The 20,055-nt window shown below is 52.6% G+C and carries 36 protein-coding genes; 35 read left to right on the top strand and 1 reads right to left on the bottom strand.

Translation table 11 applies throughout. The features are described from left to right. Positions 1-116: 116 nt before the first annotated feature. The 10 genes from C2E15_RS02015 (at position 117) to bfr (ending at position 7,331) form a co-directional block, all read left to right on the top strand. Positions 117-836: a helix-turn-helix transcriptional regulator gene (locus tag C2E15_RS02015; protein WP_104955935.1), complete on the top strand. Its 720-nt coding sequence runs from the start codon at positions 117-119 to the stop codon at positions 834-836. Next, complete coding sequence (gene tusD, locus C2E15_RS02020; protein WP_104955936.1) at positions 836-1,219, top strand: sulfurtransferase complex subunit TusD; 384 nt, start codon at positions 836-838, stop codon at positions 1,217-1,219. Before C2E15_RS02015 ends, tusD begins: the two co-directional genes overlap by 1 nt. Next, positions 1,219-1,578, top strand: a complete 360-nt coding sequence (tusC, locus tag C2E15_RS02025) for a sulfurtransferase complex subunit TusC (RefSeq protein ID WP_104955937.1) — start codon at positions 1,219-1,221, stop codon at positions 1,576-1,578. The genes tusD and tusC overlap by 1 nt, the downstream gene beginning before the upstream one ends. A gap of 10 nt (positions 1,579-1,588) precedes the next feature. After that, positions 1,589-1,876 carry a sulfurtransferase complex subunit TusB gene (tusB, locus tag C2E15_RS02030; protein WP_104955938.1) on the top strand — a complete coding sequence of 96 codons (288 nt, stop codon included), beginning with the start codon at positions 1,589-1,591 and terminating at the stop codon, positions 1,874-1,876. A 124-nt stretch (positions 1,877-2,000) separates the two neighbouring features. Next, a complete protein-coding gene (gene rpsL, locus C2E15_RS02035; RefSeq protein ID WP_003852912.1) occupies positions 2,001-2,375 on the top strand; it encodes a 30S ribosomal protein S12 in 375 nt (124 codons plus the stop codon). A 96-nt stretch (positions 2,376-2,471) separates the two neighbouring features. Continuing rightward, positions 2,472-2,942 (top strand): 30S ribosomal protein S7, encoded by a 471-nt coding sequence (rpsG, locus tag C2E15_RS02040; protein ID WP_038629748.1) that lies wholly within the window; start codon positions 2,472-2,474, stop codon positions 2,940-2,942. Between the two features lie 93 nt (positions 2,943-3,035). Further along, positions 3,036-5,144, top strand: a complete 2,109-nt coding sequence (gene fusA / locus C2E15_RS02045; RefSeq protein WP_104955939.1) for an elongation factor G — start codon at positions 3,036-3,038, stop codon at positions 5,142-5,144. Between the two features lie 69 nt (positions 5,145-5,213). Next, on the top strand, positions 5,214-6,398 hold the full coding sequence (gene tuf, locus C2E15_RS02050; RefSeq protein ID WP_038629750.1) for an elongation factor Tu: 1,185 nt from the start codon (positions 5,214-5,216) through the stop codon (positions 6,396-6,398). Positions 6,399-6,575: 177 nt separating this feature from the next. Further along, positions 6,576-6,770, top strand: coding sequence for a bacterioferritin-associated ferredoxin (bfd, locus tag C2E15_RS02055; protein WP_104955940.1), 195 nt, complete (start codon positions 6,576-6,578; stop codon positions 6,768-6,770). A gap of 84 nt (positions 6,771-6,854) precedes the next feature. After that, positions 6,855-7,331, top strand: coding sequence for a bacterioferritin (bfr, locus tag C2E15_RS02060; RefSeq protein WP_104955941.1), 477 nt, complete (start codon positions 6,855-6,857; stop codon positions 7,329-7,331). Here bfr and C2E15_RS02065 read toward each other — a convergent pair. Then, on the bottom strand, positions 7,315-8,097 hold the full coding sequence (locus C2E15_RS02065; protein ID WP_104955942.1) for a prepilin peptidase: 783 nt from the start codon (positions 8,095-8,097) through the stop codon (positions 7,315-7,317). The genes bfr and C2E15_RS02065 overlap by 17 nt on opposite strands. Before the next feature lie 384 nt (positions 8,098-8,481). Here C2E15_RS02065 and rpsJ point away from each other — a divergent pair, with 384 nt between their 5' ends. The 25 genes from rpsJ to rpsK all read left to right on the top strand — a co-directional run bounded on the left by rpsJ (position 8,482) and on the right by rpsK (position 20,048). Next, positions 8,482-8,793 carry a 30S ribosomal protein S10 gene (gene rpsJ / locus C2E15_RS02070; protein ID WP_001181005.1) on the top strand — a complete coding sequence of 104 codons (312 nt, stop codon included), beginning with the start codon at positions 8,482-8,484 and terminating at the stop codon, positions 8,791-8,793. Positions 8,794-8,825: 32 nt separating this feature from the next. Then, entirely contained in the window at positions 8,826-9,455 is a 630-nt protein-coding gene (gene rplC / locus C2E15_RS02075) for a 50S ribosomal protein L3 (protein WP_085068476.1), read from the top strand. 11 nt (positions 9,456-9,466) lie between these two features. Next, positions 9,467-10,072: a 50S ribosomal protein L4 gene (gene rplD, locus C2E15_RS02080; RefSeq protein WP_104955943.1), complete on the top strand. Its 606-nt coding sequence runs from the start codon at positions 9,467-9,469 to the stop codon at positions 10,070-10,072. After that, a complete protein-coding gene (rplW, locus tag C2E15_RS02085) occupies positions 10,069-10,371 on the top strand; it encodes a 50S ribosomal protein L23 (protein ID WP_038629756.1) in 303 nt (100 codons plus the stop codon). Before rplD ends, rplW begins: the two co-directional genes overlap by 4 nt. Before the next feature lie 17 nt (positions 10,372-10,388). Beyond that, positions 10,389-11,210: a 50S ribosomal protein L2 gene (gene rplB, locus C2E15_RS02090; RefSeq protein WP_038629757.1), complete on the top strand. Its 822-nt coding sequence runs from the start codon at positions 10,389-10,391 to the stop codon at positions 11,208-11,210. Between the two features lie 16 nt (positions 11,211-11,226). Then, entirely contained in the window at positions 11,227-11,505 is a 279-nt protein-coding gene (gene rpsS, locus C2E15_RS02095; RefSeq protein WP_004929772.1) for a 30S ribosomal protein S19, read from the top strand. 14 nt (positions 11,506-11,519) lie between these two features. Continuing rightward, positions 11,520-11,852, top strand: a complete 333-nt coding sequence (rplV, locus tag C2E15_RS02100) for a 50S ribosomal protein L22 (RefSeq protein WP_007891659.1) — start codon at positions 11,520-11,522, stop codon at positions 11,850-11,852. Between the two features lie 17 nt (positions 11,853-11,869). Beyond that, positions 11,870-12,571: a 30S ribosomal protein S3 gene (gene rpsC / locus C2E15_RS02105; RefSeq protein ID WP_038629758.1), complete on the top strand. Its 702-nt coding sequence runs from the start codon at positions 11,870-11,872 to the stop codon at positions 12,569-12,571. A gap of 12 nt (positions 12,572-12,583) precedes the next feature. After that, entirely contained in the window at positions 12,584-12,994 is a 411-nt protein-coding gene (rplP, locus tag C2E15_RS02110) for a 50S ribosomal protein L16 (RefSeq protein ID WP_008927134.1), read from the top strand. Next, positions 12,994-13,185 (top strand): 50S ribosomal protein L29, encoded by a 192-nt coding sequence (gene rpmC, locus C2E15_RS02115; protein WP_038629759.1) that lies wholly within the window; start codon positions 12,994-12,996, stop codon positions 13,183-13,185. Before rplP ends, rpmC begins: the two co-directional genes overlap by 1 nt. After that, positions 13,185-13,439 (top strand): 30S ribosomal protein S17, encoded by a 255-nt coding sequence (gene rpsQ / locus C2E15_RS02120; RefSeq protein ID WP_013510766.1) that lies wholly within the window; start codon positions 13,185-13,187, stop codon positions 13,437-13,439. The genes rpmC and rpsQ overlap by 1 nt, the downstream gene beginning before the upstream one ends. 169 nt (positions 13,440-13,608) lie before the next feature. Beyond that, positions 13,609-13,980: a 50S ribosomal protein L14 gene (rplN, locus tag C2E15_RS02125; RefSeq protein ID WP_038629760.1), complete on the top strand. Its 372-nt coding sequence runs from the start codon at positions 13,609-13,611 to the stop codon at positions 13,978-13,980. A gap of 10 nt (positions 13,981-13,990) precedes the next feature. After that, a complete protein-coding gene (gene rplX / locus C2E15_RS02130; protein WP_038629761.1) occupies positions 13,991-14,305 on the top strand; it encodes a 50S ribosomal protein L24 in 315 nt (104 codons plus the stop codon). Positions 14,306-14,319: 14 nt separating this feature from the next. Then, positions 14,320-14,859, top strand: coding sequence for a 50S ribosomal protein L5 (gene rplE / locus C2E15_RS02135; protein WP_038629762.1), 540 nt, complete (start codon positions 14,320-14,322; stop codon positions 14,857-14,859). A gap of 14 nt (positions 14,860-14,873) precedes the next feature. After that, positions 14,874-15,179 (top strand): 30S ribosomal protein S14, encoded by a 306-nt coding sequence (gene rpsN, locus C2E15_RS02140; protein WP_038629763.1) that lies wholly within the window; start codon positions 14,874-14,876, stop codon positions 15,177-15,179. A 33-nt stretch (positions 15,180-15,212) separates the two neighbouring features. After that, positions 15,213-15,605, top strand: coding sequence for a 30S ribosomal protein S8 (rpsH, locus tag C2E15_RS02145; protein WP_017374146.1), 393 nt, complete (start codon positions 15,213-15,215; stop codon positions 15,603-15,605). Positions 15,606-15,617: 12 nt separating this feature from the next. Beyond that, entirely contained in the window at positions 15,618-16,151 is a 534-nt protein-coding gene (rplF, locus tag C2E15_RS02150) for a 50S ribosomal protein L6 (RefSeq protein ID WP_104955944.1), read from the top strand. 9 nt (positions 16,152-16,160) lie between these two features. Continuing rightward, complete coding sequence (gene rplR / locus C2E15_RS02155; protein WP_038629765.1) at positions 16,161-16,514, top strand: 50S ribosomal protein L18; 354 nt, start codon at positions 16,161-16,163, stop codon at positions 16,512-16,514. Positions 16,515-16,528: 14 nt separating this feature from the next. After that, the gene (rpsE, locus tag C2E15_RS02160; RefSeq protein WP_104955945.1) at positions 16,529-17,029 is read left to right on the top strand and encodes a 30S ribosomal protein S5; all 501 of its coding nucleotides are present in this window, start codon (positions 16,529-16,531) and stop codon (positions 17,027-17,029) included. Positions 17,030-17,035: 6 nt separating this feature from the next. After that, positions 17,036-17,215: a 50S ribosomal protein L30 gene (rpmD, locus tag C2E15_RS02165; protein ID WP_004846568.1), complete on the top strand. Its 180-nt coding sequence runs from the start codon at positions 17,036-17,038 to the stop codon at positions 17,213-17,215. 3 nt (positions 17,216-17,218) lie between these two features. Then, the gene (gene rplO, locus C2E15_RS02170) at positions 17,219-17,653 is read left to right on the top strand and encodes a 50S ribosomal protein L15 (RefSeq protein WP_104955946.1); all 435 of its coding nucleotides are present in this window, start codon (positions 17,219-17,221) and stop codon (positions 17,651-17,653) included. A gap of 7 nt (positions 17,654-17,660) precedes the next feature. Continuing rightward, a complete protein-coding gene (secY, locus tag C2E15_RS02175; RefSeq protein ID WP_104955947.1) occupies positions 17,661-18,992 on the top strand; it encodes a preprotein translocase subunit SecY in 1,332 nt (443 codons plus the stop codon). 31 nt (positions 18,993-19,023) lie between these two features. Beyond that, a complete protein-coding gene (rpmJ, locus tag C2E15_RS02180) occupies positions 19,024-19,140 on the top strand; it encodes a 50S ribosomal protein L36 (protein ID WP_004160566.1) in 117 nt (38 codons plus the stop codon). Positions 19,141-19,285: 145 nt separating this feature from the next. Continuing rightward, complete coding sequence (rpsM, locus tag C2E15_RS02185) at positions 19,286-19,642, top strand: 30S ribosomal protein S13 (RefSeq protein ID WP_008457189.1); 357 nt, start codon at positions 19,286-19,288, stop codon at positions 19,640-19,642. Positions 19,643-19,658: 16 nt separating this feature from the next. Next, positions 19,659-20,048 (top strand): 30S ribosomal protein S11, encoded by a 390-nt coding sequence (rpsK, locus tag C2E15_RS02190; protein ID WP_004160563.1) that lies wholly within the window; start codon positions 19,659-19,661, stop codon positions 20,046-20,048. The last annotated feature ends 7 nt before the right edge of the window (positions 20,049-20,055 follow it).

The following is a 20,055-nucleotide window of genomic DNA, read 5'->3' on the forward strand; positions in this document are numbered from 1 at the left end:
ACAAAAATCTGGCATAAGCTGCAGACATTTGCCAGACTAGCGCTGCGCAAATTTGTATGATGAGTCTGCCCTGGCCGCGCTGAGACAGGCTCCAGCCAATTAGGGTAATGTCTTTCATGTCTAATCCATTCAATCCGGGCGATCTGAGCGATATCGATTTACTCGATCAGCACCCGTTCGATCAAACCGATTACGATATTCTGAAGTCCTACGAGGCTGTCGTGGACGGGCTCGCCATGCTGATTGGCTCGCATTGCGAAATCGTGCTGCATTCGCTGGAAGATTTGAAATGTTCCGCGGTGCGTATCGCCAACGGCGAACATACCGGCCGTAAAGTGGGCTCGCCGATTACCGATCTGGCGCTGCGTATGCTGCACGATATGACCGGTGCCGACAGTAACGTCTCGCGCGCCTATTTTACGCGCGCGAAAAGCGGCGTGCTGATGAAATCGGTGACCATCGCCATTCGCAATCGCCAGCAGCGCGTGATCGGCCTGCTCTGCATCAATATGAACCTTGATGTGCCGTTCTCGCAGATCATGTCGACCTTTATGCCGCCGGAAACGCCGGATGTGGCCTCGCAGGTTAATTTCGCCTCCTCAGTCGAGGATCTGGTAACCCAGACGCTGGAATTCACCATTGAAGAGGTGAGCGCCGATCGCCACGTGGCAAACAACATGAAGAATCGTCAGATTGTGCTGAATCTGTATGAGAAGGGCATTTTCGATATTAAGGACGCCATCAATCAGGTGGCCGACCGGCTCAATATCTCCAAACACACGGTCTATCTCTATATCCGCCAGTTTAAAAGCGGCGATACGGGCCAGGAGCGTTGATGCGCTATACGCTGTTGGTGACTGGACCGGCGTACGGTACGCAGCAGGCGAGCAGCGCGCTGCTGTTCGCCCGCGCGCTGTTGGCGGCGGGCCACCAGCTGTCGAGCGTCTTCTTCTATCGTGAGGGCGTGCTTAACGGCAACCAGCTGACGGCACCGGCCAGCGACGAGTTCGATCTGGTGCGTGCCTGGCAGGCGCTGCAGCAGCAGGGCGTAACCCTGAATATCTGCGTGGCGGCGGCACTGCGACGCGGTGTAACCGACGCGCAGGAAGCGGCCAGCCTGGGATTGCCGGCCGCTAACCTGCAGCCGGGGTTTCAGCTGGCGGGCCTTGGCGCGCTGGCGCAAGCGGCGTTAACCAGCGACAGGGTGGTGCAGTTCTGATGACATCGATCGCTTTTGTCTTTACGCGCGCGCCTCACGGCAGCAGCAGCGGACGGGAAGGGCTGGACGCCGCGCTGGCGACTGCCGCCCTCTGCGAGCAGGTCTCGCTGTTTTTCATCGGCGACGGCGTGTTGCAGCTGACGGCCGGCCAGCAGCCGGAAAAGGCGCTGGCGCGCAACTATATCGCTACTTTCGGCGTGCTGCCGCTGTATGAGGTTGAGGCGTGCTATCTCTGCGCGCAGTCGCTGACTGAACGCGGCCTGTCGACAGAGAGCCCGCGCGTGCTGGATGCCGAGGTGCTGGAGAGCGACGCGCTGCGCGCCCGGCTTGCCGAAGCGGACCATATCCTGACTTTTTAACGGAGCGATGATGCTGCATACGTTGGGCAGTTCGCCCTTTCAGTGTGATTACGCGTTGCTGCTGCGCATGCTACAGCCGGGCGACGATGTACTGTTGATGCAGGACGGCGTGCTGGCGGGCCTGCAGGGTAGCCGCATGCTGACGCCGCTGTTAAATTCGCCGGCGCGGCTGTGGGCGCTGGGTGATGACCTGGCGGCACGCGGGTTGGTTGCTCAAATTTCACCCAAAATCACCGTCATTGACTATAATGAGTTCGTTACGTTGACGGTAAATCATAAGCAGCAAATGCCCTGGTGAGCATAAGACGCTGGTTATTTCTTGACACCTTTTCTGCTCAGCCCTAAAATTCTGCGTCCTCGTATTAATACGAGGCGATTTATTACGTGTTTACGAAGCAAAAGCTAAATCCAGGAGCTATTTAATGGCAACAGTTAACCAGCTGGTTCGCAAACCGCGCGTACGCAAAGTTGCTAAAAGCAACGTGCCGGCGCTGGAAGCTTGCCCGCAAAAACGTGGTGTTTGTACTCGTGTGTACACCACCACTCCGAAAAAACCGAACTCCGCACTGCGTAAAGTATGCCGTGTTCGTTTAACCAACGGTTTCGAAGTGACTTCCTACATTGGTGGCGAAGGCCACAACCTGCAGGAACACTCCGTTATCCTGATCCGTGGCGGTCGTGTTAAAGACCTGCCAGGTGTGCGTTACCACACCGTTCGTGGCGCGCTTGACTGCTCTGGTGTTAAAGACCGTAAGCAGGCTCGCTCCAAGTATGGCGTGAAGAAGCCAAAGGCTTAATGGTTCTCCGTTAAGTAAGGCCAAACGTTTTAACTTAAATGTCAAACTAAACTCGTAGAGTTTTGGACAATCCTGAATTATCAACGGAGTATTTCCATGCCACGTCGTCGCGTCATTGGTCAACGTAAAATCCTGCCGGATCCGAAATTCGGATCTGAGCTGCTGGCCAAATTTGTAAACATCCTGATGGTAGATGGTAAAAAATCTACTGCTGAAGCAATCGTGTATACCGCGCTGGAGACCCTGGCTCAGCGTTCTGGTAAAACCGAACTGGAAGCTTTCGAAGTCGCTCTCGACAACGTACGCCCGACTGTAGAAGTTAAGTCGCGTCGCGTTGGCGGTTCAACTTATCAGGTACCAGTTGAAGTCCGTCCGGTTCGTCGTAATGCCCTGGCAATGCGTTGGATCGTAGAAGCTGCTCGTAAACGCGGTGATAAATCGATGGCTCTGCGCCTGGCGAACGAACTTTCTGATGCTGCTGAGAACAAAGGCACTGCAGTGAAGAAACGTGAAGACGTTCACCGTATGGCCGAAGCCAACAAGGCGTTCGCTCACTACCGCTGGTAATAACCACGTAGTTATTGTTAACCCAGCGGGCGCTCAATTAGCCAACCCGCTGGGGCTGACTTATTTTGAACGTCCGAGAATCAGAGGAATCAAATGGCTCGTACAACACCCATTTCACGTTACCGTAACATCGGTATCAGTGCTCACATCGACGCCGGTAAGACCACGACCACCGAGCGTATCCTGTTCTACACCGGTGTTAACCACAAAATCGGTGAAGTGCATGATGGCGCTGCGACCATGGACTGGATGGCGCAGGAGCAGGAGCGTGGTATTACCATTACTTCTGCTGCGACCACCGCGTTCTGGTCAGGTATGGCCAAACAGTTTGAGCCGCACCGCATCAACATCATCGACACCCCGGGACACGTTGACTTCACCATCGAAGTAGAACGTTCCATGCGTGTTCTTGATGGCGCAGTGATGGTTTACTGTGCGGTTGGTGGTGTTCAGCCGCAGTCTGAGACCGTATGGCGTCAGGCTAACAAATATAAAGTTCCGCGCATCGCGTTCGTTAACAAAATGGACCGCATGGGCGCCAACTTCCTGAAAGTTGTTGGTCAGATCAAAACCCGTCTGGGCGCAAACCCGGTTCCTCTGCAGCTGGCTATCGGCGCGGAAGAGAAATTTACCGGCGTTGTTGACCTGATCAAAATGAAAGCCATCAACTGGAACGATGCAGACCAGGGCGTTACCTTCGAATACGAAGATATCCCTGCTGACATGGTTGACCTGGCTGAAGAATGGCATCAGAACCTGATCGAATCTGCAGCTGAAGCCTCTGAAGAGCTGATGGAGAAATACCTCGGCGGCGAAGAGCTGACTGAAGAAGAGATCAAGAAAGCGCTGCGTCTGCGTGTGCTGAACAACGAGATCATCCTGGTTACCTGTGGTTCTGCATTTAAGAACAAAGGTGTTCAGGCGATGCTGGATGCAGTGGTTGAATTCCTGCCAGCACCGACCGACGTACCGGCTATCAAAGGTATGCTGGACGACGGTAAAGATACTCCGGCAGAGCGTCACTCTGACGATAAAGAGCCGTTCTCTGCTCTGGCGTTCAAAATCGCGAACGACCCGTTCGTGGGTAACCTGACCTTCTTCCGCGTCTATTCCGGCGTGGTGAACTCAGGCGATACCGTACTGAACTCTGTGAAATCACAGCGTGAGCGTTTTGGCCGTATCGTACAGATGCACGCCAACAAACGTGAAGAGATCAAAGAAGTTCGCGCGGGCGACATCGCTGCGGCGATCGGTCTGAAAGACGTGATCACTGGCGACACCCTGTGCGATCCGAGCAACCCGATCATCCTGGAACGTATGGAGTTCCCGGAGCCGGTTATCTCTATCGCGGTTGAACCGAAAACCAAAGCTGACCAGGAAAAAATGGGTCTGGCTCTGGGCCGTCTGGCGAAAGAAGACCCGTCATTCCGCGTATGGACTGACGAAGAATCCAACCAGACCATCATCGCTGGTATGGGCGAGCTGCACCTGGACATCATCGTTGACCGTATGAAACGCGAGTTCAACGTTGAAGCTAACGTAGGTAAGCCGCAGGTTGCTTATCGCGAAACTATCCGCGACACCATCAAGGATGTCGAAGGTAAGCACGCGAAACAGTCTGGTGGTCGCGGTCAGTACGGTCACGTTGTGATCGACCTGTATCCGCTGGAGCCGGGCGGCAAAGGCTACGAATTTGTCAACGACATCAAAGGCGGTGTAATTCCTGGCGAATACATCCCGGCTGTTGACAAAGGTATCCAGGAGCAGCTGAAATCAGGTCCGCTGGCGGGTTATCCGGTAGTTGATCTGGGTGTGCGTCTGCACTTCGGTTCTTACCACGATGTGGACTCCTCTGAACTGGCGTTTAAACTGGCTGCATCTCTGGCGTTTAAAGACGGCTTTAAGAAAGCGAAGCCGGTTCTGCTTGAGCCGATCATGAAGGTTGAAGTTGAAACGCCGGAAGAGAACATGGGTGACGTAATCGGTGACCTGAACCGTCGTCGCGGCATCATCGAAGGTATGGATGACACCGCTACCGGTAAAACCGTTCGCGCTCAGGTACCGCTGTCTGAAATGTTCGGTTATGCTACTGACCTGCGTTCTCAGACCCAGGGCCGTGCTTCTTACTCCATGGAGTTCCTGAAGTACGCGGAAGCGCCGAACAACGTCGCTCAGGCCGTTATTGAAGCTCGTAGCAAATAAGCTACGGTTTTAGAATAGTAAACAGATGCCCTCATCAAGGATGAGGGCATAACAGTAAGGAATATCGCCATGGCGAAAGAGCAATTTCAGCGTAACAAACCGCACGTTAACGTTGGTACTATCGGCCACGTTGACCACGGTAAAACCACTCTGACCGCAGCTATCACTACCGTTCTGTCCAAAACTTACGGTGGCCAGGCTCGTGCATTCGATCAGATCGATAACGCACCGGAAGAGAAGGCTCGTGGTATCACCATCAACACCTCTCACGTTGAGTATGAAACCCCGTCACGTCACTACGCGCACGTTGACTGCCCGGGCCACGCCGACTATGTGAAAAACATGATCACCGGTGCTGCTCAGATGGACGGCGCTATCCTGGTTGTTGCTGCGACTGACGGCCCGATGCCGCAGACCCGTGAGCACATCCTGCTGGGTCGTCAGGTTGGCGTTCCGTACATCATCGTGTTCCTGAACAAGTGCGACATGGTTGATGACGAAGAGCTGCTGGAACTGGTTGAGATGGAAGTACGTGACCTGCTGTCACAGTACGACTTCCCGGGCGACGACACGCCGATCGTTCGCGGTTCCGCGCTGAAAGCGCTGGAAGGCGACGCTGAGTGGGAAGCGAAAATCATCGAGCTGGCGGGTCACCTGGATACTTACATCCCGGAACCTGAGCGCGCGATTGACAAGCCGTTCCTGCTGCCGATCGAAGACGTATTCTCTATCTCCGGCCGTGGTACCGTTGTAACCGGTCGTGTTGAGCGTGGCGTGATCAAAGTGGGTGAAGAAGTGGAAATCGTGGGTATCAAAGATACTGCGAAATCTACCTGTACCGGCGTTGAAATGTTCCGCAAACTGCTGGACCAGGGTCAGGCTGGTGAGAACGTGGGCGTTCTACTGCGTGGTATCAAGCGTGAAGAGATCGAGCGTGGCCAGGTTCTGGCTAAGCCGGGCTCCATCAAGCCGCACACCCAGTTCGAATCTGAAGTCTACATCCTGTCCAAAGATGAAGGCGGCCGTCACACTCCGTTCTTCAAAGGCTACCGTCCGCAGTTCTACTTCCGTACAACTGACGTAACGGGCACCATCGAACTGCCGGAAGGCGTTGAGATGGTAATGCCGGGCGACAACATCAAAATGGTTGTTACCCTGATCCACCCGATCGCGATGGACGACGGTCTGCGTTTCGCAATCCGCGAAGGCGGTCGTACCGTTGGCGCGGGCGTTGTAGCACGCGTTATCGCTTAATTGCGATAGCAGAGTGAAGGTTTCGGCCTTCGCTCAGTTAAAGAGGGCGCTTCGGCGCCCTTTTTTATTGCCGGTTAATCGGCCAGAAGCCGCCTGCAATATCCCCACAAATCCCAGGATTGAAATAAAAACCATTCTCATTTAGTATGCGCTCACTATTTATACCGGAGTCGCTAAATGTACGTCTGTTTATGTAATGCGATAAGCGATAAAACCGTGCGTGAAGCGGTGCGCCGTTATCAACCAAAATCTATCCAGCAGCTGCGCCACTTCGTACCGGTCGGCAAGCAGTGTGGGAAATGCATCCGCGCCGTACGCGAAATTATGGATGAAGAGATGCAGCACCCTGCGCTCTATAAAGAGATCGCCTGAAGATACCCACAGTTTTATCGTTGCTTTTTTGACTTCTTTCTAACCACATCTACGCTCTAATTAACTGGAAGCGGAGGAAAGAAGATGAAAGGCGATGCAAAGATCATAAGTCATCTGAATAAACTGTTGGGAAATGAGCTGGTTGCCATCAACCAGTATTTTCTTCATGCGCGAATGTTCAAAAACTGGGGACTGATGCGCCTGAATGATGTTGAGTATCATGAGTCGATAGATGAGATGAAGCATGCGGACAAGTACATCGAACGCATACTTTTTCTGGAAGGCATTCCTAACTTACAGGATGTCGGCCGGCTGCGTATTGGCGAGGATGTCGAGGAGATGCTGCGCTCCGATCTGGCGCTTGAGCTGGAAGGGGCGAAAGATTTGCGTGAAGCGATCGCCTGGGCCGATAAAATCTATGACTACGTTAGCCGGGATATGATGATCGAAATCCTCGCTGATGAAGAGCATCATATCGACTGGCTGGAAACCGAGTTGGATCTGATACAAAAAATGGGCATCCAGAATTACCTGCAGGCACAGATCAAAGAAGAGAAATAACGGTTTGTTGTTCATTCTGCCACAAGAAGACTGCCCAGCCTGCCAGTGAGAGGCAGGGACCAAAAGGCAGCTGGCGACCAGCGCCGGCGCCGCCTTTCTTTATCCGCTGCCAGAGAAAAAACAGCATGCCTCCCAGTGCCGCGAGCGTAGCGATAGCAGGCAGCGCCGGCCACCCGCACCAGGCGCCCAACGCAGCAAATAGCTTCAGGTCGCCAAAGCCTAATCCCTCTTGCCGACAGCAGCACCAGAATAGCCAGTAGAGCAGCCACAGTGACAGCCAGCCGAGCATTGCGCCGCCAACCGCCGCCGTCAGTCCGTTTTCGTTAAAGAGCAGATGATAAAGCAGGCCGAGCCAGAGTAACGGTAGCGTAAGCGTATCGGGCAAAACCAGATGATGTGCGTCGATAAGGCTCAGCAGCATCAGCGCCATGCTCAGCAGCAGGGTAAAGAGCAGAGCGGCGGGGGAGGGGATACGCCAGGCTGACAGGCAGAACAGCAGACAGACGAAGATCTCGACGGCGAGCAGGCGGTAAGTCAGCCTGATGTGGCAGTAGCGGCATCTTCCCAGGCGTCGGGCCCAGCTGTAGAGCGGGATCAAATCGCTGGCAGAGAGCCGTTGTCGGCAGGCGTCGCAGCGGGAGGCAGGCAAGAAGAGTCGCCGCAGCCACTGCCGCTCTGTTAATGTCGGGTGGTAGCGCTCGGCCGCCAGGCAAAGAAAGCTACCTGTCGCCAGCCCTGCCAGTCCGGCAGCCAGAATCATCATCATCAACGCCTCCCTGCGCACATGGTTTCGACGTTAGCCTAATCTCCCCGGCTGAGGATGTCGTTCCGTTTTAATCCATATCTGGAGTGTGCCCGCAGTGAAAAGCGCCGCGTTGCCTGTTTGCCTGTGTATATTCCCGCCGGCTTCCACTTTTTTACGCTCATGCTGACAGGTGGGTTGCTATCTGAACAAATTCCCGTATAATGCGCGGGCCTGCTAATATTGCAGGCGCGATTCGAGCAGAATCGCAGGTTTGTCGGATATCGACCGACCTGACAATACTCCCGATTGGGGAGTTATATGCTGAACGATTACACTCCCCCATCAATCGTAATGGGTGCGAGGAGTAATTCTTTTCGTTTATAAAATAATTGGAGCTCTGGTCTCATGCAGAACCAAAGAATCCGTATCCGTCTTAAAGCGTTTGATCATCGTCTGATCGATCAATCAACCGCGGAAATCGTTGAGACCGCCAAGCGCACTGGTGCGCAGGTACGTGGTCCGATCCCGCTGCCGACCCGCAAAGAGCGCTTTACCGTTCTGATCTCCCCGCACGTCAACAAAGACGCGCGTGACCAGTACGAAATCCGCACTCACAAGCGTCTGGTTGACATCGTTGAGCCAACTGAAAAAACCGTTGATGCTCTGATGCGTCTGGATCTGGCTGCCGGTGTAGACGTGCAGATCAGCCTGGGTTAATCAGGTCATCGAGCGATTGAGAGGTTGAAACAATGATTGGTTTAGTCGGTAAAAAAGTGGGTATGACCCGCATCTTCACTGAAGAAGGCGTATCTATCCCTGTAACCGTAATCGAAGTTGAAGCAAACCGTGTTACTCAGGTTAAAGGTCTGGACAGCGACGGCTACCGCGCAATCCAGGTTACCACCGGTGCGAAAAAAGCGAACCGCGTGACCAAACCTGAAGCAGGTCATTTTGCTAAAGCTGGCGTAGAAGCCGGCCGTGGTCTGTGGGAATTCCGCACCGCTGAAGGTGAAGAATATACCGTTGGCCAGGACATCAGCGTTGAAATTTTCGCTGAAGTTAAAAAAGTTGACGTGACTGGTACGTCCAAAGGTAAAGGTTTTGCCGGTACTGTTAAGCGCTGGAACTTCCGTACCCAGGATGCTACCCACGGTAACTCCTTGTCTCACCGCGTTCCGGGTTCTATCGGTCAGAACCAGACTCCGGGCAAAGTGTTCAAAGGCAAAAAAATGGCAGGTCAGCTGGGTAATGAGCGCGTAACCGTTCAGAGCCTGGACGTAGTACGTGTTGACGCTGAGCGCAACCTGCTGCTGGTTAAAGGTGCGGTCCCGGGTGCAACCGGTAGCGACCTGATCGTTAAACCAGCTGTTAAGGCGTGAGGGGGCGAGGAATGGAATTAGTAATGAAAGACGCGCAAAGCGCGCTGACTGTTTCCGAAACTACCTTCGGTCGTGATTTCAACGAAGCGCTGGTACATCAGGTTGTTGTTGCTTACGCAGCTGGCGCCCGTCAGGGTACTCGCGCTCAGAAAACCCGTGCTGAAGTCACTGGTTCTGGCAAGAAGCCGTGGCGTCAGAAAGGCACCGGCCGTGCGCGTTCAGGTTCTGTGAAGAGCCCGATCTGGCGTTCAGGTGGTGTGACTTTCGCTGCGAAGCCGCAGGATCACAGTCAAAAAGTTAACAAAAAGATGTACCGCGGCGCGCTGAAAAGCATTCTGTCCGAGCTGGTACGTCAGGATCGTCTGATCGTTGTCGAGCAGTTCTCTGTAGAAGCACCGAAAACCAAGCTGCTGGCACAGAAACTGAAAGATATGGCGCTGGAAGACGTGCTGATCATCACCGGTGAACTGGATGAAAATCTGTTCCTGGCTGCGCGTAACCTGTACAAGGTTGACGTGCGCGATGCAGCGGGTATCGATCCGGTTAGCCTGATCGCCTTCGACAAAGTCGTTATGACTGCTGACGCAGTTAAGCAAGTTGAGGAGATGCTGGCATGATCCGTGAAGAACGTCTGCTGAAAGTACTGCGCGCGCCGCACGTTTCTGAAAAAGCGTCTACTGCGATGGAAAAAACCAACACCATCGTTCTCAAAGTTGCGAAAGACGCGTCCAAAGCAGAAATCAAAGCCGCTGTGCAGAAACTTTTCGAAGTTGAAGTCAAAGACGTGAACACCCTGGTCGTTAAAGGCAAGGTGAAGCGTCATGGACAGCGTATTGGTCGTCGTAGCGACTGGAAGAAAGCTTACGTCACCCTGAAAGAAGGCCAGAATCTGGACTTCGTCGGCGGCGCAGAGTAAGTCGGAGGAGAAGAACAATGGCAATTGTTAAATGTAAACCGACATCTCCGGGTCGTCGCCACGTAGTTAAAGTGGTGAACCCAGAGCTGCACAAGGGCAAACCATTTGCTCCGCTGCTGGAAAAAAACAGCAAATCCGGTGGCCGTAACAACAATGGCCGCATCACTACCCGTCACATCGGTGGTGGTCATAAGCAGGCTTACCGTCTGGTTGACTTCAAACGCAACAAAGATGGTATCCCGGCTGTTGTTGAACGTCTTGAGTACGATCCGAACCGTTCCGCGAACATCGCGCTGGTTCTGTACAAAGACGGCGAGCGCCGTTATATCCTGGCCCCTAAAGGCCTGAAAGCTGGCGACCAGATTCAGTCTGGCGTTGATGCTGCGATTAAAGCAGGCAACACCCTGCCGATGCGTAACATCCCAGTGGGTTCCACCGTGCATAACGTAGAAATGAAACCAGGCAAGGGCGGTCAGATTGCTCGTTCTGCTGGTACTTACGTGCAGATCGTTGCGCGTGAAGGTTCCTACGTAACCCTGCGTCTGCGTTCAGGCGAAATGCGTAAAGTCGAAGCTGACTGCCGCGCTACCCTGGGCGAAGTCGGTAACGCTGAGCATATGCTGCGCGTTCTGGGTAAAGCAGGTGCTGCTCGCTGGCGTGGTGTTCGTCCTACCGTTCGCGGTACTGCGATGAACCCAGTCGATCACCCGCACGGTGGTGGTGAAGGTCGTAACTTTGGTAAGCACCCGGTTACTCCGTGGGGCGTTCAGACCAAAGGTAAGAAGACCCGTAGCAACAAGCGTACTGATAAATTTATCGTACGTCGCCGTAGCAAATAATATTAGAGGATAAGCCATGCCACGTTCTCTCAAGAAAGGTCCATTTATTGACCTGCACTTGCTGAAGAAGGTAGAGAAAGCGGTGGAAAGCGGTGACAAGAAGCCCCTGCGCACTTGGTCCCGTCGTTCAACGATCTTTCCAAATATGATCGGTTTGACCATCGCTGTCCATAATGGTCGTCAGCACGTACCTGTCTTTGTTTCCGACGAAATGGTTGGTCACAAGCTGGGTGAATTCGCGCCGACTCGTACTTATCGCGGTCACGCGGCTGATAAAAAAGCCAAGAAACGCTAAGGCAGGAGGAAGAGATGGAAACTATTGCTCAACATCGCCACGCTCGTTCTTCTGCTCAAAAGGTTCGCCTGGTGGCTGACCTGATTCGCGGTAAGAAAGTGTCGCAGGCTCTGGACATCCTGACCTACACCAACAAAAAAGCTGCTGTACTGGTCAAGAAGGTGCTGGAATCTGCCATTGCTAACGCCGAACACAACGATGGCGCTGATATCGACGATCTGAAAGTCGCGAAAATTTTCGTCGACGAAGGCCCAAGCATGAAGCGCATTATGCCGCGTGCGAAAGGTCGTGCAGATCGCATCCTGAAGCGCACCAGCCACATTACTGTGGTTGTGTCCGATCGCTGAGACTCTGGAGACTAGCAATGGGTCAGAAAGTACATCCTAATGGTATTCGACTGGGTATTGTTAAACCCTGGAACTCTACCTGGTTCGCTAATACCAAAGAATTCGCTGACAACCTGGACAGCGATTTTAAAGTGCGTCAGTTCCTGACTAAAGAACTGGCTAAAGCGTCTGTATCGCGCATCGTTATCGAGCGTCCGGCGAAAAGCATCCGTGTGACCATTCACACCGCTCGCCCGGGCATCGTTATCGGTAAGAAAGGCGAAGACGTAGAAAAACTGCGCACGGTCGTAGCGAATATCGCTGGCGTACCGGCACAGATCAATATCGCCGAAGTCCGTAAACCGGAACTGGACGCGAAATTGGTTGCTGACAGCATCACTTCTCAGCTGGAGCGTCGTGTGATGTTCCGTCGTGCGATGAAGCGTGCTGTACAGAACGCAATGCGTCTGGGCGCCAAGGGTATTAAAGTTGAAGTTAGCGGCCGTCTGGGCGGCGCGGAAATCGCACGTACCGAATGGTACCGCGAAGGTCGCGTACCGTTGCACACTCTGCGTGCTGACATTGACTACAACACCTCTGAAGCGCACACCACTTATGGTGTAATCGGCGTTAAGGTATGGATCTTCAAAGGTGAGATCCTGGGTGGTATGGCTGCTGTTGAACAACCGGAAAAACCGGCTGCTCAACCGAAAAAGCAGCAGCGTAAAGGCCGTAAGTAAGGAGAGTCGCTGATGTTACAACCAAAGCGTACAAAATTCCGTAAAGTGCACAAAGGCCGCAACCGTGGTCTGGCTGCCGGTACGGATGTGAGCTTCGGTACTTTCGGTCTGAAAGCTGTTGGCCGTGGTCGTCTGACTGCTCGTCAGATCGAAGCAGCACGTCGTGCTATGACCCGTGCAGTTAAGCGTCAAGGTAAGATCTGGATCCGTGTATTCCCGGACAAACCGATCACCGAGAAGCCGCTGGAAGTGCGTATGGGTAAAGGTAAAGGTAACGTGGAGTATTGGGTTGCCTTGATCCAGCCGGGTAAAGTCCTGTATGAAATGGACGGCGTACCGGAAGAGCTGGCCCGTGAAGCCTTCAAGCTGGCAGCAGCAAAACTGCCTATCAAAACCACCTTTGTTACTAAGACGGTGATGTAATGAAAGCAAAAGAGCTGCGTGAAAAAAGCGTTGAAGAGCTGAACACTGAGCTGCTTAACCTGCTGCGTGAGCAATTTAACCTGCGCATGCAGGCAGCATCTGGCCAGCTGCAGCAGACTCATCTGCTGAAGAATGTGCGCCGTGATGTTGCACGCGTTAAGACTTTACTGACTGAGAAGGCGGGTGCGTAATGACCGATAAAATCCGTACTCTGCAAGGTCGTGTTGTTAGTGACAAAATGCAGAAATCTGCAGTTGTTGCTATCGAGCGTTTCGTGAAGCACCCGATCTACGGTAAATTCATTAAGCGTACGACTAAGCTGCACATCCATGACGAGAACAACGAATGCGGTATCGGCGACGTGGTTGAAATCCGCGAATGCCGTCCGCTGTCCAAGACTAAGTCCTGGACGCTGGTTCGCGTTGTAGAGAAAGCGGTTCTGTAATAGAATCCCCTTTCTTTAAAAAATAAGATAAACGGCTCGGAAGAGCCGTTTATTTTTTCTACCCATCTGCGAGAACCGGTGTTATAATGCCGCGCCCTCAATTATGGGGCTTTCTAACGACCTGCAGTTTGGGTCCCGAAGTAGTAGTTGACATTAGCGGAGCACTAAAATGATCCAAGAACAGACTATGCTGAACGTCGCCGACAACTCCGGTGCACGTCGCGTAATGTGTATCAAGGTTCTGGGTGGCTCGCACCGTCGCTACGCAGGCGTAGGCGACATCATCAAAGTTACCATCAAGGAAGCAATTCCGCGTGGTAAAGTGAAAAAAGGTGATGTGCTTAAGGCGGTAGTGGTGCGCACCAGGAAGGGTGTTCGTCGCCCTGACGGTTCTGTCATTCGCTTCGATGGTAATGCATGCGTTATTCTGAACAATAACAGCGAGCAGCCAATCGGAACGCGTATTTTTGGGCCGGTAACTCGTGAACTTCGTAATGAAAAGTTCATGAAAATTATCTCCCTGGCACCAGAAGTACTCTAAGGAGCGAAGAATGGCAGCGAAAATCCGTCGTAACGACGAAGTTATCGTGCTGACCGGCAAAGATAAAGGTAAGCGCGGTAAAGTAAAAAATGTCCTGTCTTCTGGCAAGGTCATTGTTGAAGGTATCAACCTGGTGAAGAAACATCAGAAGCCGGTTCCGGCTCTGAACCAACCAGGCGGCATCGTTGAAAAAGAAGCTGCAATTCAGGTTTCTAACGTTGCTATCTTCAACGCGGCTACCGGTAAGGCTGACCGTGTAGGCTTTAGATTCGAAGACGGCAAAAAAGTCCGTTTCTTCAAGTCTAACAGCGAAACTATCAAGTAATTTGGAGTAGTACGATGGCGAAACTGCATGATTACTACAAAGACGAAGTAGTTAAGAAACTCATGACTGAGTTTGGCTACAATTCTGTCATGCAAGTCCCTCGGGTCGAGAAGATCACCCTGAACATGGGTGTTGGTGAAGCGATCGCTGACAAAAAGCTGCTGGATAACGCAGTAGCAGACCTGGCAGCTATCTCCGGTCAAAAACCGCTGGTCACCAAAGCACGCAAATCAGTTGCAGGCTTCAAAATCCGTCAGGGCTATCCGATCGGCTGTAAAGTAACTCTGCGTGGCGAACGCATGTGGGAGTTCTTTGAGCGTCTGGTCACTATTGCTGTACCGCGTATTCGTGACTTCCGCGGCCTGTCCGCTAAGTCTTTCGATGGTCGTGGTAACTACAGCATGGGCGTCCGTGAGCAGATCATCTTCCCAGAAATCGACTACGACAAAGTCGATCGCGTTCGTGGTTTGGATATCACCATTACCACTACTGCGAAATCTGATGATGAAGGCCGTGCTCTGCTGGCTGCCTTTGACTTCCCGTTCCGTAAGTAAGGTAGGGTTACTTAATGGCTAAGCAATCAATGAAAGCACGCGAAGTCAAGCGTGAGAAATTAGCAGACAAATTCTTCGCGAAACGCGCTGAACTGAAAGCGATCATTTCTGATGTGAACGCCTCCGACGAAGATCGTTGGAACGCTGTTCTCAAGCTGCAGAGTCTGCCGCGTGATTCCAGCCCGTCTCGTCAGCGTAACCGCTGCCGTCAAACAGGTCGTCCGCATGGTTTCCTGCGGAAGTTCGGGTTGAGCCGTATCAAGGTCCGTGAAGCCGCTATGCGCGGTGAAATCCCGGGTCTGAAAAAGGCTAGCTGGTAATTGTCACCAATTGAATCACGGGAGTAAAGACAGATGAGCATGCAAGATCCGATCGCGGATATGCTGACCCGTATCCGTAACGGTCAAGCCGCGAACAAAGTTGCGGTCACCATGCCTTCCTCCAAGCTGAAAGTGGCAATCGCCAACGTGCTGAAGGAAGAAGGTTATATTGAAGATTTCAAAATCGAAGGCGACATCAAGCCGGAACTGGAACTGACTCTTAAGTATTTCCAGGGTAAAGCTGTGGTAGAAAGCATTCAACGTGTTAGCCGTCCTGGCCTGCGCATCTATAAGAAAAAAGATGAGCTGCCGAAGGTAATGGCTGGACTGGGTATTGCGGTTGTTTCTACCTCTAAAGGTGTTATGACTGATCGTGCAGCGCGCCAGGCTGGTCTTGGTGGCGAAATTATCTGCTACGTAGCTTAATCGGAGGAAAAAATGTCTCGTGTTGCTAAAGCACCTGTCGTTGTTCCTGCCGGCGTAGAGGTAAAACTCAACGGTCAGGTTATTTCGATCAAAGGTAAAAACGGCGAGCTGACTCGTACTATCAATAATGCTGTTGAAGTTAAGCATGCTGACAACGCTCTGACTTTCGCTCCGCGCGAAGGTTTCGTTGACGGCTGGGCGCAAGCGGGTACTTCCCGTGCGCTGCTGAACGCAATGGTTATCGGTGTTACCGAAGGCTTCACTAAGAAGCTGCAGCTGGTTGGTGTAGGTTATCGTGCAGCCGTTAAAGGCAATGTCGTGAATCTGTCACTGGGTTTTTCTCACCCGGTTGATCACGAACTGCCTGCAGGCATCACTGCAGAATGTCCGACTCAGACTGAAATCGTACTGAAAGGTGCTGATAAACAGCTGATCGGCCAGGTTGCGGCTGACTTGCGCGCCTACCGTCGTCCTGAGCCTTACAAAGGCAAGGGTGTTCGTTACGCCGACGAAGTCGTGCGTACCAAAGAGGCTAAGAAGAAGTAAGGTAACACTATGGATAAGAAATCTGCTCGTATCCGTCGTGCGACCCGCGCACGTCGCAAGATCAAAGAGCTGGGTGCTACTCGCCTGGTGGTACATCGTACCCCGCGTCATATTTACGCACAGGTCATCGCCCCGAACGGCTCTGAAGTTCTGGTTGCTGCTTCTACTGTAGAAAAAGCTATCTCTGAACAACTGAAGTACACCGGCAATAAAGACGCTGCGTCTGCTGTAGGCAAAGCTATTGCTGAGCGCGCGTTGGAAAAAGGCATCAAAGACGTTGCCTTCGACCGTTCCGGTTTCCAATATCATGGTCGCGTCCAGGCACTGGCAGAAGCTGCCCGTGAAGCTGGCCTTCAGTTCTAAGGTAGAGGTCTAAGATGGCACACATCGAGAAACAAGCTGGTGAACTGCAGGAAAAGCTGATCGCGGTAAACCGTGTATCTAAAACTGTGAAAGGTGGCCGTATTTTCTCCTTCACCGCACTGACTGTAGTGGGTGATGGCAACGGTCGCGTTGGTTTTGGTTACGGTAAAGCGCGCGAAGTTCCGGCAGCGATCCAGAAAGCGATGGAAAAAGCCCGTCGCAACATGATTAACGTCGCGCTGACTAACGGCACCCTGCAGCACCCGGTTAAAGGTGCACACACAGGTTCCCGTGTGTTCATGCAGCCGGCTTCTGAAGGTACCGGTATCATCGCCGGCGGTGCAATGCGCGCCGTTCTGGAAGTCGCTGGAGTTCATAACGTACTGGCTAAAGCGTATGGTTCTACTAACCCGATTAACGTGGTTCGTGCAACTATCGATGGCCTGGAAAGTATGAAATCTCCGGATATGGTCGCTGCCAAGCGTGGTAAATCCGTTGAAGAAATTCTGGGGTAATTGACCATGGCAAAGACGATCAAAATTACTCAAACCCGCAGTGCAATCGGCCGTCTGCCTAAGCATAAGGCAACGCTGCTTGGCCTGGGTCTGCGTCGCATTGGCCATACCGTTGAGCGTGAAGATACGCCTGCTGTTCGCGGTATGGTTAACGCGGTTTCCTACATGGTTAAAGTGGAGGAGTAACAGATGCGTTTGAATACTCTGTCTCCGGCCGAAGGCTCAAAACAGGCGGGTAAACGCCTGGGTCGTGGTATCGGTTCTGGTCTCGGTAAAACCGGCGGCCGCGGTCACAAAGGTCAGAATTCTCGTTCTGGCGGTGGTGTACGTCGTGGTTTCGAAGGCGGTCAGATGCCTCTGTACCGTCGTCTGCCGAAATTCGGTTTCACTTCTCGCAAAGCGATGGTAACAGCGGAAATCCGTCTGTCCGAGCTGGCGAAAGTGGAAGGTGGTATCGTTGACCTGAATACGCTGAAAGCAGCGAACATCATCGGTACTCAGATCGAATTCGCGAAAGTGATTCTGTCTGGCGAAGTTTCTGCACCGGTAACGGTTCGCGGTCTGCGTGTCACTAAAGGCGCTCGTGCTGCAATCGAAGCTGCTGGCGGTAAAATTGAGGAATAAGTAGCAGATGGCTAAGCAACCAGGATTAGATTTTCAAAGTGCCAAGGGCGGTTTCGGCGAACTGAAACGCAGACTTTTGTTTGTCATCGGTGCGCTGATTGTATTCCGCATTGGCTCTTTTATTCCGATCCCTGGTATCGATGCCACTGTACTTGCCAAACTGCTTGAGCAACAGCGTGGCACCATCATTGAAATGTTCAACATGTTCTCTGGTGGTGCTTTAAGCCGTGCTTCTATTTTTGCTCTGGGTATCATGCCGTACATTTCGGCATCGATTATTATCCAGCTGCTGACGGTGGTTCATCCCGCCCTGGCAGAAATCAAGAAAGAAGGGGAGGCTGGCCGTCGTAAGATTAGCCAGTACACCCGTTACGGCACTCTGGTATTGGCCATTTTTCAGTCGATCGGTATTGCTACCGGTCTGCCGAATATGCCTGGAATGCAGGGCCTGGTGATTAATCCGGGCTTTGCCTTCTATTTTACCGCTGTTGTGAGCCTGGTGACGGGAACCATGTTCCTGATGTGGCTGGGTGAACAGATTACTGAACGGGGTATCGGCAACGGTATCTCCATCATAATCTTTGCGGGTATCGTTGCGGGTCTTCCGCCGGCCATTGGCCATACCATCGAGCAAGCGCGGCAAGGCGACCTGCACTTCCTTCTGTTGCTGTTGGTTGCAGTTCTCGTATTTGCAGTGACCTTCTTCGTTGTTTTCGTTGAGCGTGGTCAACGCCGCATTGTGGTGAACTATGCGAAACGTCAGCAAGGCCGTCGTGTCTATGCTGCGCAGAGTACACATTTACCGCTGAAAGTGAACATGGCGGGGGTTATCCCGGCTATTTTCGCCTCCAGCATTATCCTGTTCCCGGCCACTATCGCTTCATGGTTTGGCGGCGGCACAGGGTGGAACTGGCTGACAACTATTTCGCTTTATTTGCAGCCAGGACAGCCGCTTTATGTGCTACTCTATGCGACTGCAATCATCTTCTTCTGTTTCTTCTACACGGCGTTGGTCTTCAACCCGCGTGAAACAGCAGATAACCTGAAGAAGTCTGGTGCATTTGTACCAGGAATTCGTCCGGGAGAGCAAACGGCGAAGTACATCGATAAAGTGATGACGCGTCTGACGCTGGTCGGTGCGCTCTACATTACTTTCATCTGCCTGATCCCGGAGTTCATGCGTGATGCGATGAAGGTACCGTTCTACTTCGGTGGAACCTCACTGCTTATCGTCGTTGTGGTCATCATGGACTTTATGGCTCAAGTGCAAACTCTGATGATGTCCAGTCAGTACGAGTCTGCATTGAAGAAAGCAAACCTGAAAGGCTATAGCCGCTGATCAGGCGCTTGAGAAGTTACGGAGAGTAAAAATGAAAGTTCGTGCTTCCGTCAAGAAATTATGTCGTAACTGCAAAATCATCCGTCGCGACGGCGTTGTACGCGTGATTTGCAGTGCCGAGCCTAAGCACAAACAGCGCCAGGGCTGATTTTCTCGCATATTTTTCTTGCAAAGTCGGGTTGAGCTGGCTAGATTAGCCAGCCAATCTTTTGTATGTCTGTGCGTTTCCATTTGAGTATCCTGAAAACGGGCTTTTCAGCATGGGGCGCATATATAATTTATAGGAGTGCATAGTGGCCCGTATAGCAGGCATTAACATTCCTGATCAGAAACATGCCGTGATCGCGTTAACTTCGATCTATGGCGTCGGCAAGACTCGCTCCAAGGCCATCTGTGCTGCTGCGGGTATCGCTGAAGATGTTAAGATCAGTGAGCTGTCTGAAGAACAAATCGACACGCTGCGTGACGAAGTTGCCAAATTTGTCGTTGAAGGTGATCTGCGCCGTGAAGTTAGCATGAGCATCAAGCGTCTGATGGACCTTGGTTGCTATCGCGGTTTGCGTCATCGTCGTGGTCTGCCAGTACGCGGTCAGCGTACCAAGACCAACGCCCGTACCCGTAAGGGTCCGCGCAAACCGATCAAGAAATAATCGGGGTGATTGAATAATGGCAAAGGCACCAGTTCGTGCACGTAAGCGTGTAAGAAAACAAGTCTCAGATGGCGTGGCTCATGTCCATGCATCTTTTAACAACACCATCGTTACCATTACTGACCGTCAGGGTAACGCGCTGGGTTGGGCAACAGCCGGTGGTTCCGGCTTCCGTGGTTCTCGTAAATCTACGCCGTTCGCTGCACAGGTTGCTGCTGAGCGTTGCGCAGAGGCCGTGAAAGATTACGGTATTAAGAACCTGGAAGTTATGGTTAAGGGTCCGGGTCCGGGTCGCGAATCTACCATTCGTGCTCTGAACGCCGCAGGTTTCCGCATCACGAACATTACTGATGTGACTCCGATCCCTCACAACGGTTGTCGTCCGCCGAAAAAACGTCGCGTATAACGCACGT

Source organism: Mixta gaviniae, assembly GCF_002953195.1.
In the GTDB taxonomy this organism is placed as follows: Bacteria; Pseudomonadota; Gammaproteobacteria; order Enterobacterales; family Enterobacteriaceae; genus Mixta; species Mixta gaviniae.

Coding starts and splice junctions, on each gene's coding strand:
- rpsL (WP_003852912.1), top strand. CDS start 2,001: ATGGCAACAGTTAACCAGCTGGTTCGCAAACCGCGCGTACGCAAAGTT.
- rpsQ (WP_013510766.1), top strand. CDS start 13,185: ATGACCGATAAAATCCGTACTCTGCAAGGTCGTGTTGTTAGTGACAAA.
- tusB (WP_104955938.1), top strand. CDS start 1,589: ATGCTGCATACGTTGGGCAGTTCGCCCTTTCAGTGTGATTACGCGTTG.
- fusA (WP_104955939.1), top strand. CDS start 3,036: ATGGCTCGTACAACACCCATTTCACGTTACCGTAACATCGGTATCAGT.
- rplR (WP_038629765.1), top strand. CDS start 16,161: ATGGATAAGAAATCTGCTCGTATCCGTCGTGCGACCCGCGCACGTCGC.
- rplC (WP_085068476.1), top strand. CDS start 8,826: ATGATTGGTTTAGTCGGTAAAAAAGTGGGTATGACCCGCATCTTCACT.
- rpsS (WP_004929772.1), top strand. CDS start 11,227: ATGCCACGTTCTCTCAAGAAAGGTCCATTTATTGACCTGCACTTGCTG.
- rplW (WP_038629756.1), top strand. CDS start 10,069: ATGATCCGTGAAGAACGTCTGCTGAAAGTACTGCGCGCGCCGCACGTT.
- rpsH (WP_017374146.1), top strand. CDS start 15,213: ATGAGCATGCAAGATCCGATCGCGGATATGCTGACCCGTATCCGTAAC.
- rpmC (WP_038629759.1), top strand. CDS start 12,994: ATGAAAGCAAAAGAGCTGCGTGAAAAAAGCGTTGAAGAGCTGAACACT.
- tusC (WP_104955937.1), top strand. CDS start 1,219: ATGACATCGATCGCTTTTGTCTTTACGCGCGCGCCTCACGGCAGCAGC.
- rplE (WP_038629762.1), top strand. CDS start 14,320: ATGGCGAAACTGCATGATTACTACAAAGACGAAGTAGTTAAGAAACTC.
- rplD (WP_104955943.1), top strand. CDS start 9,467: ATGGAATTAGTAATGAAAGACGCGCAAAGCGCGCTGACTGTTTCCGAA.
- rpmJ (WP_004160566.1), top strand. CDS start 19,024: ATGAAAGTTCGTGCTTCCGTCAAGAAATTATGTCGTAACTGCAAAATC.
- tuf (WP_038629750.1), top strand. CDS start 5,214: ATGGCGAAAGAGCAATTTCAGCGTAACAAACCGCACGTTAACGTTGGT.
- rplX (WP_038629761.1), top strand. CDS start 13,991: ATGGCAGCGAAAATCCGTCGTAACGACGAAGTTATCGTGCTGACCGGC.
- rpmD (WP_004846568.1), top strand. CDS start 17,036: ATGGCAAAGACGATCAAAATTACTCAAACCCGCAGTGCAATCGGCCGT.
- rpsN (WP_038629763.1), top strand. CDS start 14,874: ATGGCTAAGCAATCAATGAAAGCACGCGAAGTCAAGCGTGAGAAATTA.
- rplN (WP_038629760.1), top strand. CDS start 13,609: ATGATCCAAGAACAGACTATGCTGAACGTCGCCGACAACTCCGGTGCA.
- rplP (WP_008927134.1), top strand. CDS start 12,584: ATGTTACAACCAAAGCGTACAAAATTCCGTAAAGTGCACAAAGGCCGC.
- rplB (WP_038629757.1), top strand. CDS start 10,389: ATGGCAATTGTTAAATGTAAACCGACATCTCCGGGTCGTCGCCACGTA.
- rpsC (WP_038629758.1), top strand. CDS start 11,870: ATGGGTCAGAAAGTACATCCTAATGGTATTCGACTGGGTATTGTTAAA.
- secY (WP_104955947.1), top strand. CDS start 17,661: ATGGCTAAGCAACCAGGATTAGATTTTCAAAGTGCCAAGGGCGGTTTC.
- rplF (WP_104955944.1), top strand. CDS start 15,618: ATGTCTCGTGTTGCTAAAGCACCTGTCGTTGTTCCTGCCGGCGTAGAG.
- rpsE (WP_104955945.1), top strand. CDS start 16,529: ATGGCACACATCGAGAAACAAGCTGGTGAACTGCAGGAAAAGCTGATC.
- rplO (WP_104955946.1), top strand. CDS start 17,219: ATGCGTTTGAATACTCTGTCTCCGGCCGAAGGCTCAAAACAGGCGGGT.
- rplV (WP_007891659.1), top strand. CDS start 11,520: ATGGAAACTATTGCTCAACATCGCCACGCTCGTTCTTCTGCTCAAAAG.
- rpsJ (WP_001181005.1), top strand. CDS start 8,482: ATGCAGAACCAAAGAATCCGTATCCGTCTTAAAGCGTTTGATCATCGT.
- rpsK (WP_004160563.1), top strand. CDS start 19,659: ATGGCAAAGGCACCAGTTCGTGCACGTAAGCGTGTAAGAAAACAAGTC.
- rpsG (WP_038629748.1), top strand. CDS start 2,472: ATGCCACGTCGTCGCGTCATTGGTCAACGTAAAATCCTGCCGGATCCG.
- C2E15_RS02015 (WP_104955935.1), top strand. CDS start 117: ATGTCTAATCCATTCAATCCGGGCGATCTGAGCGATATCGATTTACTC.
- C2E15_RS02065 (WP_104955942.1), bottom strand. CDS start 8,097: ATGATGATGATTCTGGCTGCCGGACTGGCAGGGCTGGCGACAGGTAGC.
- bfd (WP_104955940.1), top strand. CDS start 6,576: ATGTACGTCTGTTTATGTAATGCGATAAGCGATAAAACCGTGCGTGAA.
- bfr (WP_104955941.1), top strand. CDS start 6,855: ATGAAAGGCGATGCAAAGATCATAAGTCATCTGAATAAACTGTTGGGA.
- tusD (WP_104955936.1), top strand. CDS start 836: ATGCGCTATACGCTGTTGGTGACTGGACCGGCGTACGGTACGCAGCAG.